Source organism: Streptomyces sp. NBC_00390 (assembly GCF_036057275.1).
Lineage (GTDB): Bacteria > Actinomycetota > Actinomycetes > Streptomycetales > Streptomycetaceae > Streptomyces.
Map to the genome: position 1 here is coordinate 2,042,791 of NZ_CP107945.1, position 12,799 is coordinate 2,055,589.

Annotated in this window: 14 protein-coding genes; 10 read left to right on the forward strand and 4 right to left on the reverse strand. The window is 70.3% G+C overall.

Features of this window, described 5'->3' with window-relative positions; translation table 11 throughout:
- Window positions 1-39 precede the first annotated feature (39 nt).
- The 4 genes from OHS70_RS08455 (at window position 40) to OHS70_RS08470 (ending at window position 2,998) form a co-directional block, all read left to right on the forward strand.
- On the forward strand, window positions 40-228 hold the full coding sequence (locus OHS70_RS08455) for a hypothetical protein (protein ID WP_328395290.1): 189 nt from the start codon (window positions 40-42) through the stop codon (window positions 226-228).
- 125 nt (window positions 229-353) lie between these two features.
- On the forward strand, window positions 354-641 hold the full coding sequence (locus OHS70_RS08460; protein ID WP_328395292.1) for a sodium:solute symporter family transporter: 288 nt from the start codon (window positions 354-356) through the stop codon (window positions 639-641).
- 267 nt (window positions 642-908) lie between these two features.
- On the forward strand, window positions 909-1,253 hold the full coding sequence (locus OHS70_RS08465) for an acyl carrier protein (protein WP_328395294.1): 345 nt from the start codon (window positions 909-911) through the stop codon (window positions 1,251-1,253).
- The gene (locus tag OHS70_RS08470) at window positions 1,250-2,998 is read left to right on the forward strand and encodes an acyl-CoA dehydrogenase family protein (protein WP_328395296.1); all 1,749 of its coding nucleotides are present in this window, start codon (window positions 1,250-1,252) and stop codon (window positions 2,996-2,998) included. Before OHS70_RS08465 ends, OHS70_RS08470 begins: the two co-directional genes overlap by 4 nt.
- 35 nt (window positions 2,999-3,033) lie before the next feature.
- Here OHS70_RS08470 and OHS70_RS08475 read toward each other — a convergent pair whose 3' ends face one another.
- On the reverse strand, window positions 3,034-4,434 hold the full coding sequence (locus OHS70_RS08475) for a helix-turn-helix domain-containing protein (protein WP_328395298.1): 1,401 nt from the start codon (window positions 4,432-4,434) through the stop codon (window positions 3,034-3,036).
- A gap of 159 nt (window positions 4,435-4,593) precedes the next feature.
- Between OHS70_RS08475 and OHS70_RS08480 the strand changes: the two genes are divergently transcribed.
- Complete coding sequence (locus OHS70_RS08480; RefSeq protein ID WP_328395300.1) at window positions 4,594-4,752, forward strand: hypothetical protein; 159 nt, start codon at window positions 4,594-4,596, stop codon at window positions 4,750-4,752.
- 205 nt (window positions 4,753-4,957) lie between these two features.
- Here the strand turns inward: OHS70_RS08480 and OHS70_RS08485 are convergent, their stop codons facing one another.
- Window positions 4,958-5,638 (reverse strand): 4'-phosphopantetheinyl transferase family protein, encoded by a 681-nt coding sequence (locus OHS70_RS08485; protein ID WP_328395302.1) that lies wholly within the window; start codon window positions 5,636-5,638, stop codon window positions 4,958-4,960.
- Between the two features lie 174 nt (window positions 5,639-5,812).
- On the opposite strand from OHS70_RS08485, the gene OHS70_RS08490 reads away from it, so the two are divergent.
- The 5 genes from OHS70_RS08490 to OHS70_RS08510 all read left to right on the forward strand — a co-directional run bounded on the left by OHS70_RS08490 (window position 5,813) and on the right by OHS70_RS08510 (window position 11,314).
- Window positions 5,813-6,751 carry a helix-turn-helix transcriptional regulator gene (locus tag OHS70_RS08490; protein WP_328395304.1) on the forward strand — a complete coding sequence of 313 codons (939 nt, stop codon included), beginning with the start codon at window positions 5,813-5,815 and terminating at the stop codon, window positions 6,749-6,751.
- A gap of 198 nt (window positions 6,752-6,949) precedes the next feature.
- Window positions 6,950-8,344: an MFS transporter gene (locus tag OHS70_RS08495; RefSeq protein ID WP_328395306.1), complete on the forward strand. Its 1,395-nt coding sequence runs from the start codon at window positions 6,950-6,952 to the stop codon at window positions 8,342-8,344.
- Window positions 8,345-8,383: 39 nt separating this feature from the next.
- Entirely contained in the window at window positions 8,384-9,472 is a 1,089-nt protein-coding gene (locus tag OHS70_RS08500; RefSeq protein ID WP_328395308.1) for a 3-oxoacyl-[acyl-carrier-protein] synthase III C-terminal domain-containing protein, read from the forward strand.
- Window positions 9,473-9,530: 58 nt separating this feature from the next.
- The gene (locus OHS70_RS08505) at window positions 9,531-9,830 is read left to right on the forward strand and encodes an acyl carrier protein (protein WP_328395310.1); all 300 of its coding nucleotides are present in this window, start codon (window positions 9,531-9,533) and stop codon (window positions 9,828-9,830) included.
- The gene (locus OHS70_RS08510) at window positions 9,827-11,314 is read left to right on the forward strand and encodes an AMP-binding protein (protein ID WP_328395312.1); all 1,488 of its coding nucleotides are present in this window, start codon (window positions 9,827-9,829) and stop codon (window positions 11,312-11,314) included. Before OHS70_RS08505 ends, OHS70_RS08510 begins: the two co-directional genes overlap by 4 nt.
- Window positions 11,315-11,388: 74 nt before the next feature.
- Here OHS70_RS08510 and OHS70_RS08515 read toward each other — a convergent pair whose 3' ends face one another.
- A complete protein-coding gene (locus OHS70_RS08515) occupies window positions 11,389-12,351 on the reverse strand; it encodes an HAAS signaling domain-containing protein (protein ID WP_328395314.1) in 963 nt (320 codons plus the stop codon).
- Window positions 12,348-12,686 (reverse strand): PadR family transcriptional regulator, encoded by a 339-nt coding sequence (locus tag OHS70_RS08520; RefSeq protein ID WP_328395316.1) that lies wholly within the window; start codon window positions 12,684-12,686, stop codon window positions 12,348-12,350. The genes OHS70_RS08515 and OHS70_RS08520 overlap by 4 nt, the downstream gene beginning before the upstream one ends.
- Window positions 12,687-12,799: the final 113 nt, after the last annotated feature.

Here is a 12,799-nt window from a genome sequence, read left to right on the forward strand (position 1 = left end):
CCGTTGGCGTAGGACGGACTGCGACCTGAGGCCCACCGGGTGTGCGGCCGTCGCATCCGCATCGACGCGGCGACGTCCGTCCGCTTCCTCGCGATGCTCGACCGTGCCGTCGCCCCGCGCCGGCAGATCCACATGGTGCCGGACACCGGCGCCTTCCACATCGCGAGGAAGACCCAGGGCATGGCCGGCTGCCCACATGCGCACCGGACGCCGCCGGCGCGGCCCTGACGGGCAGCGGTGCTGCTCCCTCGTCTCCACTGGAACGCCGCTGTACTGATCGACGCCGCCGCACAGGCAGCGGCCGGCCCACCGGCTATACGAGTCCCGGCCTCCGCTACGCAAACAGCGGCGAATTGGAGGGCACGCTCGACTTCATCGGCCTGATGATCACCATCGTGCTGGGAGCGGCGTGCCTGCCGCACGTTGCCATGCAACTGAGCACCGCACCCGACGCGGCAACCGCGCGCCGAACGGTGCGCCATACGATCGGCGTCGTCGTCTCCTTCTGCCTCACCACAGCTCTGATGGGCCTCGCGGCCACCGCATTGATCGGCGCACCCACGATCATGGCCGCGGACCTCGGAGGCAACAGCGCCCTGCCGCTGCTCTGCCCTCGGGCACGTACGGCCGCCAGGCGTTGAAGGCCGCCGCGCTTCCCCCGGAGTGCGACAGGCACAGGAGCCTGAGCCGAGGCTGCCCGACGGTGAACCGGGCGCTGATCCAGCCTCTGTCCGGTGTGACGGCATCGATGGCGCTCATGTCCACCAGCCTCACCGCTGCCTCCCTCCCCTGCCAGGCAGCCCGGCGGCAGCTTGGGCGGAAGCGCACCCTGGGGCGGCCGAGTTGCCGTGTGTTTGCCGGGCTCATTGCCTGGGACCGGTGTGCGGCTCCGGCCTAGCTTCGGCGGCATGACTCACACTCCTGCCGCCATCGGCGCCGAGGCCGTCTCCCGTGTGGTGTGCGGTATGGTCCGGCTGATCTCGCCGCGCAAGGTCGACCAGGCCGATCCGGACCACCGCCTCGTCGGCGATCTCGGCTTCCACTCCCTCGTCCTCGCCGAACTCGGTTACAACCTCGAGGATCTGTACGGCCTGCGGTCGCTGACCCCCGAGGAGGCCATGAAGCTGGAGCGCGTCAGCGACGTGATCGGGTTCGTCAACACCGAGGTGGCGGAGGGCCGGGCGCAGCTCCCCGCCGACGAGGACGTCGCCGCGCTCTTCGCCCGCTACGGCGTCGACGACCCCGCGGCATGACCCGCCAGGCATTCGACCGCCCTTCGTACGCACTGGCCGCCGACCTCGAGCGGACGCTCGGCGACCCGGACGCACCCAGCGGTCCGTTCAGCTGGTCCGAGACGGTCGAGCACGAGGAGAGCGGCGCCCTGCCTCCGGGGGCGGTCGACCTCATCCGGTCGTGGGGGTTCGCGCAGTATCTGGTGCCCGAGGCGTTCGGCGGCGGGCTGCGGAACCTGGAACAGCTCGTCCTGCTGACCCGTTCGCTCGCGCGCCGCAATCTGACGGTCTCCGTGATGTTCGGATCGGCGCTCCTCGGCGTCAACCCGGTGTGGCTGTGGGGCGACGAGGAGCAGCGGGCGCGCGTCGCACGGGGCATGCTCGACGGTGACCTCGCGTGCTTCGCGGTGTCCGAGCCGGACCACGGCAGCGACCTGGGGACCAACGAGACGAGAGCGGTGCCGGACGGGGACGGATTCGTCCTCACCGGGGAGAAGTGGCCTGTCGGCAATGCCACCCGGGGCCGTTTCGTGACCGTCTACGCGGCCGTCGAGGGCATCGGGTCGTCGCTGCTGCTGCTCGACAAGCAAGCTCTGAAGGAGGGGAGTTGGGACAACCATCCCTTCGTCAGGACGGTGGGTCTGCGCGGTCACGACCTCAGCGGCCTCACCTTCCGGGGAACCAGGGTGCCCGCCGGTGCGCTGGTCGGCCGCCCCGGCACGGGTCTGGCCGGGATCCTGCAGGTGCTCCAGATCACGCGCACGGCGATCGGCGCACTGTCGATCGGCACCATGGACTCGGTGCTGCGCATCGCCCTGCGCCACGCGCAGGAGCGAGTGCTGTACGGGCAGGAGATCTACCGCATCCCCGTCATCCGGCGGCACTTGGTGCGGTCGTACCTCGACCTGCTGATCGCCGAGTGCACGGCAATGCCGGTGGCACGCTCGCTCTCGGTCGCCCCGTCCCGGCTCAGCCTGTGGTCCTCCGTGGTCAAGTACCTCGTGCCGACGCTCGGTGAGGAGGTCACCCAGGAGGCCGCACGGGTCCTGGGCGCGCGCAGCTATCTTCGCGAGGGTGTGGCCTCGGGTGCCTTCCAGAAGCTCCAGCGCGACCATGCGATCGCGAGCATCTTCGAGGGGACCACGCACGTCAACCTCCACAGCATCGCCTCGCAGCTGCCCGCCGTGGCCCGGGTGGCCGACCGGCCGGCCCCCGGCGGGGACGCTGTTCTGCGCCAGCTCTTCGACTGGTCCGAGGAGGCCCCGGTCTGGCAGCCCTCGGGCAGGGCACTGCGGCTGACCAACGCCAGTGAGGACGAGATCACCCGCGGCTGGGAACCGGCCGTGGCCCAGGCCCGCATGATCGCGGAGCGTGAGCTTCCCGCCCCCGTGGCCGGCGCCCTCCTCAAGGTCCTCGGCGAACTCTCCGCCCGCCGTACGGCGTTCTACCTGCCGATCGCCGCCGGTTCGCTCGATGCCGCGACGGCCGAGGGACAGGACCGGGCCACCGAGCACTGCGTCCACCACGCGGCGGCCTCGTGCCTCTACACCTGGCTGTACTCCTTCGAACAGGAGCGGGCATCGGCCGGGGGCACCGGATGGCTGGTGCTCGTCCTGCAGAGGCTGCTGGGGCGGCTCGAGACCACGGCCGAGCTGGACGAGAGCCTGTTCCCGTGGCTGGAGGAGCTGATGCTGTCGAGCCTTGACGGCCCGGAGTACTTCTCGCTCCAGGCCGTCAAGGCAGCCGCCGGGGTGGCGGAAGGCTGAGCCGGACAGCCCGCCGCCCCCGGACGGGCGGCGGGCTACCCGGCACGGCCCGCGGCCACGAGCCCCTGGCAGTCGGACTCCGGGGACCGCACGGACCCGGTGTCCGTGGACCGTTCGGCGTGCGTCACGACATGCCGAACCAGCTCGTGGATGCGGTACGTGTACTGCCGTTCCCGGTTGGTCTGCACGAGCGAGGCGTCCACAAGCTCCGCCAGCAGATGGGCGACCCGCACCATCCCCGAGCGGCGGCTCGGCTGCGCGGTCAGCACGTCGTCCAGCGAGAAGCCGTTCGGCAACGCGACGAGATCGCACAGCAGTTCGCGATGCGGCACCGGCAGAAGGTCGTAGCTCCACCGCACGCTGTCCGACAGCGTGCGGTGTGCGCTCAGACCTCCCGTGTCGGCCTGGTCGAGCAGGTGGAAGAGAGTCTCCTCATGGAGCAGCGAGGTCAGCGGCAGCGATCTGAGCCGCTGTGCGGCGATCTCGATGGCCAGCGGTACGCCGTCGAGGAGCCGGCACAACGTGGTGACCTGCGGCAGGTGGTGGGCGAGGTCCAGGGTCGGCAGACTGGCCTGCACCCTGCGCAGCAGGAGTTCCACCGCACTGGGAACCGTCATGTCACGGCCTTCCTGGCCGTCCACCCACAACGGCTCGACCTCCCACGTCTCGGATGCGCCGGCGGCCAGGGCGCGGCGGGAGGTGACCATCAGATGAAGCCCTGGATGCTCGTCGAGCAGTTGCCGCGCGATACGGGCGGTCTGCTGCGCGACATGTTCGGCGCCGTCCAGGACGAGCAGTCGCCGGCCGCTCTGCGCGCCGCCGCGAGAGGGAGCCGCCTCGCCGATCAGATCCTGTGTGACGCGCGTCAACTCGGCGCGCGTGCGGGCGGTGTCGAGATGTTCGGGCGGGCAGTCACGCAGCTCGACCACGGCGACGCCGTCCCGGAACAACGGCCGCAGCCGAGAGGCCGCCGCCAGGGCCAGCCGGGTCTTGCCCACACCGCCGGGGCCGGTCAGGATGATCAGCCGGCTGCGCTGCGCGGAGCTGAGGATGTGGCGCATGTCGGCCTGCCGGCCCACCAGTGGATCACGGAGCGGCCGGGGACCGTGCCAGGGTGAAAGGGTCGCCGTGCGACTGCGCTGCGCTTCCGGTCGCTGCTCGGGCAGCACCGTCCAGCCGCTGCTCTCCCAGGGCGCCGGCTCGGAGAGCGAGGCGGGCGCGGCTCCCAGGGCCGTCAGCAGCAGCGCCACGGAAGCCCGCCGGGGATTGGTGTTGGAGCCGGTCTCCAGATTGCGGATCGTCCGTACGCTGACGCCGGAGCGCTCGGAAAGCTCCTCCTGCGTCCAGCCGGAGACTCTGCGCTGGTTGAGCAGGAAGTCGCGCAGCTGATGAATGTCAGTTCTGTCGAAGGAAATAAACTCACTGGGCATCACCATTGAAAGAATCCCCCTTTATGACATGAGACGTGTGCGGTCCCGGCACATCCCGTACGGTGCGCGCACATCGGCGTCCACCGTCCCTTTGACGAGCCGGTCCGCTGCGGGGCAGCCGACAAAGACGCCTTGGCGTGGCACGCCACCACAGGTCACAGGCGAGTGAGTCGCCCCGTACGCGTGAAAGCCGTACGACTGCGGGTATATGACGAGGAGTCAGTACTGCGGACCGAGCCGCCCGCCCGCTCGCCGCCCGCCTCCACCGCCGACACGACGGCATCCGGCTCCCCCCGCTCACATGTGATCAAGGATCTGAAGTAGTCACCCACACGGACGAAACACGAACACAGGTCCGCATGGCATCAGATCACCTCGTTCGACACGAGAAATTCCCCCGGAGTGTGTCTTCGTGGCCAGAACCGGACCCTACTCGACTACACGTGCGAGTGGGAGCCGTGAACTTGGCAGGTAAGAGCCGTATGACCGCTTGCTGCCAACTCACCTGATACTCACGTAGAAGGACATTTCAGAATTCCGCATCACCGTGCGCCGCGAGGACCACCACGGTCAGCACCAATCCGGAACGGGCGGCCCAGCGGCCCGGGAAGCCTTCCGCGCACCGGGGAGCACGCGGCATCGCGACGCTCGGGGGAACGCACCGGAACGTGCCGTCGGCGCGCAGCCGTACCGTGAAGTCCCGGAAGCCGAAACGGGTTCCCAGCCAGGCGGAGAACGCCTTGTAGGAAGCTTCCTTGGCACAGAAGACCAGGCGGTCGAGCGGCAGCTCCGCAGCCGCTGGGAAGTCCTGCCGGAGCAGGCGGCGTTCGGCGTCCGTAACGGCACGCGCCGCCACGACGCCGGGAAGCGGTTCCTGGGGCTCCGCGTCGATACCGATGGCGGCGAAGTCGGCGGCGTGCGCGACGGCGGCCGCGCGGTAACCCCGGCAGTGGGTCATGCTGCCCACGACCCCGGCCGGCCACCCCGGGGCACCCATGGGGCCGGGCACGAGCGGCTCAGGGATCTCCCCCAACCGGGCCAGCGCCGTGCGGGCACAGCCCCGAACCGTCGTGAACTCCCTCCGCCTCTCGTCGAACCCCCCGGCCACCACGGCTTCTTCGGCGGGAAACAGCTCAACCACCGACTCCGGCCCGGCGTCGCCGAACGCCTCACAGGCATGGACCCCGTCGGGCACCAGATCGGCGATCACTCGTGAACTCCTCGCCGTGGACTGCCCGTTGTGGGTGTGCGCTCCGTGAGAGAGCACCTGTGCCGACAGCGTGCCTCATGTGAAGATGGTGCACACGTTGCAAGGGAGCAATGGGAAATCCGGGGGCGTGACTCAATGTTGGAAAGGCTAGGATTCGACAGCCTTACTGACGCAGTGTACGAGCGGCTCGTTGTCGGCCCACACCAGAGCAAAGCCGACCTGGCGCGACAACTCGGACTGTCCGAGGACGAGGTGCGCACGGCCCTCGAGCGGCTGGAGAAGCTGGACCTGCTCCGCCCGTTCGGCAGCGGACTCGGGGAGCTGGTGGATCCGCGCCTCGGGCTCAAGGCCCTCCTGCTCCAGCAGATGTGCGGGATCGAGGCCCGGCTGAGGGCGTTCGAGGAGGACCGGGTCGCGGTCATGGCTCTGATCGACCGGTACGCCGACGTCCATCCCGGCGGCGGGGAGCCCACAAGCGAGTACGTGGCCGGTCATGAGGCCGTGGCCGGTCGGCTCCGGGAACTCGCCGACACGGTCGACACCGAGTGGCTCGCCTTCGTCCCGGGCGGCGCCCCGTCCGGCAGCTGGCTGGAGACCGTTCAGGCGCTGGAGTGGAAGATCCGCAGCCGCGGCGTCTCGACCCGCACGATCTCCACGGACAGCATCCGCTGCGACGCCGGAGTATCGCTCGGGGCCGCCTGGAGCGGCGCTCTGGGCAGCCCGGTGCGGACGGTGCCGTCACTGCCCGTCCACATGCTCGTCGTCGACCGGTCGAGGGCGCTCCTGCCCGCGGACCCGGCCGACCCCTGGCGCAGCGTCATGCAGGTCTCGACGCCCGGCGCGCTCGAAGCGCTGACGGCCCTCTTCGAGGGCGTGTGGGAGAGCGCCGTCCCGCTCGGCACGGCCACCCAGCCCGACGAGAGCGGACTCAGCCCGCGGGAGAAGGAACTGCTGCGGCTCCTCGCCCGGGGCCTGAACGACGACGTCATCCGCAGGCGCCTCGGCGTCTCGCTGCGCACGGTGCGCAGGATCGTCGCGGACCTCTGCGTCAGGCTCGGGGCCACCAGCCGCTTCGAGGCGGGATACCAGGCCGCCAAGCGCGGCTGGATCTGACGGCCGGGCAGCGAGGACGCCCACCCCGTGGCAACACCGTCCACCCGCATCCGGGCTCCGGAGCGAGCGGCAACTTTCCCCCCATGAGTTGCCGGTGCGCTGCCTGGCCCGGCCTGTGAGGCATCGACCAGCATGCTTGCCAGGTCCGCGGCACATGCCCGGACGAGCGGATCCCGAACGGACAGGGGGCGGATGGCGATGGCGCAGTCACGTCCCGACGAGACGGAGAACGCTCCGGCGGAACACCCGTCGCTCTGGCGCGATCGCGACTACCTGTACTGGTGGTCCGGGAACGGTCTGTCCACGCTCGGCACCACCGTGTCGCTGCTGGCCTTTCCGCTGCTGATGCTCCACGAGACCGGGTCGGCGGCGCAGGCGGGCACCATCACCGTCCTGCACATGCTCGGCAAACTCGGGACACTCGCGGTGGGTGGAGCGCTGGCGGACCGTGTGTCGCGCCGCGCCATCCTGTTTCTCGCTCCGCTGGTCGAGGCGCTGTCGATGGGCGTCGTCGCCCTGCTGGTGTTCCGCGGCGATCCGTCGGTCCTCGTACTCGACGCGCTGGCCCTGGCCGGCGGGCTCGCGGCCGGGCTGAGCTCCAGTGTGTCGATGACGGTGCTGCGCCGGATCGTCCCCAAGGAGCAGGTCCCCAACGCGACGGCACAGATCATGGGCCGCGACATGGTCGCCCAGCTGGTCGGCGCCCCTCTCGGCGGTCTGCTGTACTCCATGGCCCGCTGGGTCCCGTTCCTCTTCGACGCGGTCTCCTTCCTCTTCATCAGCCTGAGCTCGCTGCTGATCCGGCGGCCGCTCGGGCCGGACCGGCACACCGACGCCGAACACCGGCCCAGCCTGATCGCGGACATGGGCGACGGCCTGCGCATCATCAGGCGCAGCGACTACCTCAGGTTCACGATCGTCTGGGGAGCTCTGCTCAACACCGTGGCGCAGGGTTTCACCCTGCTCTTCATCGTGCTGGTGGCCCACCGCGGCGGCGGGCCCACAGCGGTCGGTGTCGCGTCCTCGCTCGCGGTCGCCGGCGGCGTCGTCGGAGCCGTCGCCGGACCATGGCTGATGCAGAAGCTCGGTGCACGGCGCGTTCTTCTGCTCTCCGCATGGATGTTCGTGGCGTCCTTCGCCGTCGTGGCGCTGGTCCCCCGGCCGTGGCAGATCGGTCTGGTCATGATGGTCGGCATGACCAGCATGGTGCCGATGAACGTCGTCACCGAGTCGTACGAGGTCCGGCTGGTCCCGGACGCGTATCTGGGCCGGGTCGCCGCAACGGGCCAGTTCCTCTTCCAGGGTGTGCAGTGGGTCGGTCCGCTGGCGGCGGGCATTCTCGCGGACGCCGCAGGGGTGGAGCGGGCCGTCCTGATCCTGGCCGGCGCCATGGCCCTGCTGGCCCTCGCACTTCACCTGGCCCGGCGGCAACTCCGCATCCTGGACACCCCCCTGGCCGAGGTGCAGGAACTGCCGACCCCGCCGTCGGCCGCCCAGCAGCTTCCCGGACCCGCCCGTACGGAGGACGCGAGCCCGCCGGACACGGTCCGGCCGGACGACGACCTCCTCACCCACCCGTCGAAGGCCACGTGAGCTGACCGCGGCCACACCGCGGCCCACATGAGGAAGCCCATGAAAGATCTCGTTCCGCCCTCCTCCTCCGCCTCTTTCGCCCCGGCCGTGCAGCAACACGCGGCCCCCTCGGCGGAGATGGGCATCGTCACGACCGGCATGGCCTTCGGTGAACGACGGGGCGTGGCCGCAACGGCCGGCGAGTACGTACCCGATCCCGAGGTCGTCAGCGGACTGGGGTACGACACGTACCACCGTGCGGCCCACGGCGTCACCGCGACCGGCCTCGCTGCCGAAGCGGCCCGCGAAGCCCTGGAGAACGCGGACCTCGACATCGCCGACGTGGATCTGATCATCGTCGGTCATTCCGACGTCCCGGAGTACCTGGGCTGGGATTCATCGGCGGCCGTGGCCAGGGCACTGGGCGCGCACGGCACTCCCACGGTGCTCGTCACCCAGTCGTGCGCCGCCTGGTCGGTGGCGCTCGACCATGCGGCCGGCGCGATGGCGCTCTCGGCCGGCACCGGCACCGTGCTGGTGGCCCTGGTCAATGTGCTCAGCGAGACGCACACCAACCGGATGGTCTTCAACGGTTCCGTGGCCAGTGACGGCGCGGTCGCGGTCGTCCTCCGGCGCGGCCACCCACGCCTGCGCCGGCTCTCCTCCGCACGCTTCACCAACCCGGAGTACGCGGACCTGTTCCGCATCGAGTTCGGCGGCCGTGCCGCCCCCGTACCGCCCGCGGGCCGGAGCAACCTGGACACGGACCCGATGGTCGCGGTCTACCGCCATTTCGGCCGGGACCCCGAACGCTTCGAGGGGTTCATGAAGGAGGTCAACGGGCGGCTCGCGGACGTGGTCGACGAGGCTCTCGCACGTGCCGGAAGAAACCGGAGCCAGCTCACCCGCATCATCCATCTCAACGACAGCCGGCAGGCCATCCACGAGGCCGCCGACGCGATGGGCATACCCCTCGGGCGCACCAACGCCGAACTGGCCCGCACGCTCGGGCACATGGGCGCCGCCGACCAGCTGGTGTGTCTGTGGCGGCACATAGAGCGCGGCGAGCTGGCGCTGGGGGATCTCGTGGCACTCGTGGGTGTGGCGGCACCGGGCATGCACTGGTTCTGCACGCTCATCGAAGTGTGAGCACGTCATGAACCTGTGGAACGAACCCTTTGGAACGGACCCGTGGAAGGGAAGCAGCATGCCCGTCGAGCCCCACGCCGCGCCGGCGACGGCGCCGGCCGTTGGTGAGGATGACATCGCCCGCTTCGTCGTCGAGCGGTTCCTGCCCGGTGTCGACGCCGCCGAACTCGACGCGGAGTACGACCTGCTGGCCACCGCCGTGATCGACAGCCTCGCCGTCCTGCACATCGCGGCATGGCTGGAGGAGCGGTACCGCATCGCTCTGCCCGACCGGGAGCTGACCAGCAGGAACTTCCGCTCGGTGCGCACCATCGCGACCACCGCCGCGCGTGCGGCGGCCGGGGAGGGACACGTATGAGCCGCTCGCTCGCGACGGCGTTCGCGGGGTGTGCGGCCGCCCGGCCGTCCGCGCCCGCGCTCGTCTGGGAGGACCGGGCGGTCAGCTACGGCGAGCTCCACGCCATGGCCTGCCGGGCCCGCGCCCAGGTGGAGGCCGCCGCTGCGGACCCCTGCCGCCCGGTGGGCCTGCGCGTGCGGAAGTCACCGGAGGCGGTGGCCTTGGTGCTGGGCACCCTGATGGCCGGCCGCCGTTTCCTGCTGCCGTCCCACGAACTGCCCGACACGCCTTTGAAGGAGCTGTACCAGCAGGCGGGTTGTGCGGTCGTCCTCGGTCTCACCGACGGCCCGCTCGTCGACCGGGCGGTGGACCCGGCCGCGGCTCCCGGGGGATGCGAGGAGCCCCCGCCGCCGGTTCCCGTCGACGACGACGACGTCGGCTTCATGCTCACCACATCGGGCTCGACCGGCCTCCCCAAGATCGTTCCGCTGACGTCCGGCGCGGTCACCCGGTTCGCCCGGTGGGCGTCGCAGACCTTCGCGATCACGGCGGGCACCACTGTTCTCAACTACGCGCCCCTCAACTTCGATCTGTGCCTGCTGGACGTGTGGACCACCCTGGCGTACGGCGGCACCGTCGTCCTGGCCGACCCCGACCGGGGTGCCGTGCCGGGCTATCTGCACGACCTGGTCGCCGACCACCGCGTGTCCGTGATCCAGGGCGTGCCGCTGCTGTTCCAGCTCCTCGTGGAGGCGACCGCCGCAGGTCAGCCTCTGGAGGCACCCGAGCGCATCATCTTCGCCGGCGACAGCATGCCCGCACGGGTGCTGGCCGGGCTGTCCACGGTCTTCCCGCAGGCCCGCTGGTACAACAACTACGGTTGCACGGAGACCAACAACAGCTTTCTGCACGAGGTGGATCGCACCCGGCCGGTGAGCGCCCCGCTGCCGATCGGCAGGCCGCTGCCCGGCGTGAGCTGGCTGATCACCGGCGAGGACGGGCGTGCGCTGCCCGGTCCCGGTCAGGGCGAGCTGCTCGTCAACACCCCTTTCCAGACCCCGGGTTACGCGAACGTACCGAGCGGCGAGAAGTTCGGCACGCACCCGGACGGCATCCCCGGTCTGGTCTACTACCGCAGCGGCGACATCGCGACCAGGCACGACGACGGTTCGCTGAGCGTGCTCGGACGCACCGATTTCCTGGTGAAGGTGCGGGGCTTCCAGGTCAGCACGCAGAGCGTGGAGAGCATCCTGCTGGAGCACCCGGCAGTCGTCGAGGCCGCTGTCGTCGCGCTCCCCGACCCGCCGGCCGGGCATCGTCTGCACGCCCGGATACGCCTGGCCGAGGCCGGCTCCGTGGGGGTACTTGCCCTGCGGCAGTACTGCGCGGAGCGCACGGTGCGCGCGGCCGTTCCCGGCGTGATCGAGACGGTGGACGTCCCACTGCCCAGGACGTCCACCGGCAAGGTCGACCGGAACCGGATCAGGGATTCCCTGCTCGCCTGAGAACCACCACGGAGACCGACTCGAAGGGGGCTGTCCGGCGGTGAGCCGGACAGCCCCCTCTGTCTGAATCGCCCTCAGCCACGCGCCGCGCGGAAGGTCTTGACCACCGCACTGGCACCCATGACGAGCACGATCAGCGCCGCGCCGTTGTAGACCGGCCCCGGTGTGGTCCAGAGCGTCTTGACATCCGCCAGGAAGGCCGGGTTGAAGAACATCTGCTGGTGAAGGACCCACGCCAGCGACAGCGTGAACGTCGCCTGGGCGAGGGCGTACCAAGCGGCCAGCCGTACGGTCCAGCCTCGCGCGGCCACCCGGCCCAGTTCGACCGCCACAAGACCGGCGAGCCCGGCGAGGACCGGCCAGATCCATCCCGACCACAGGCCCGGGTCGAGCACCTCGATCGGCCCGCCGTTCCCGCGGGCGCCGTCCGCCCGGTAGGGCTTCGCGGTGTGCTGCCAGACGATCAGCCCGATCAGCAGTGCGTCCCACACCGCCGCGGCGACGGCCGCCGTGGCGCCGCCCCTGTCCGCCTGCCGGACCTCGGGCAGGTCGTCGGGGGTCCAGGCGGCCGGGCCGGCGGCCGAGCCCTTGTTGTGGCGCAGCCGCCGCTCGGCCACGGCGAACAGCACGGTGACCACGGCGATCATCTGGGAGCCGACCGTCAGCAGGGTGCCGATGCCGGTGCCGATGGCCGCACCGAGGTCATCGGTGTCCATGACCTCCAGCAGCATCAGACCGATGGTGATCGCCGGCAGCACGGTGGCCAGCAGGGTCACCAGCAGGCGGATGTAGGACGGATACAGGTCGGGCCCGATCAGGACGAGCGGCCGGTCCGCATAGCGAGCGGCGTACCGGACCGGGTCACCCATCTCGCTGAGCACCTCGCGCTCCACCGCCTTCGGGTCGGCGGGGTTTCGCCCTTCGACGGTGTCGGCGATCGTGGCGCGCAGCTCCTCGGCGATGTCGTCGCGCTGGTCGGCCGGGAGCCGCCGGACAACCTCGTGCACGTAGCGCTCGGTGAGCGTGCTCGTGCTCATCCGTTCTCCTTGGTGAGTCGTGAGATCGAGGCGACGAGGTCCTGCCACTCGCGCACCAGGCCGGTGCGCACCCGGGAGCCGTCGGGACTGACCCGGTAGAACTTCCGTGGCCGGGACTCGTCGGTGTTCCATTCGCTCGTGAGCAGGCCCTGCTTCTCCAGCCGGCGCAGCAACGGATAGAGCGTGTTGCCGTCGACCGTGACCCCGGCGTCGTTGAGAGTCTCAAGCAGCGCATACCCGTACTGCGGCTTTTCGAGCAGCGCCAGGCAGGCCAGAACGACCGTCCCGCGACGCAGCTCCTGAGCCTGGTTAAGGGTCAGTTCTTCTAGGGACACAGGTGACACGATACTGTGCGGCACACACTAATGTCATCCCTTCCGCGAGCTGAAGCGAACCGGGCTCACCCTTCCCCTGCCTCATGGACGGATGCCGGCTCCACGGCCTACGC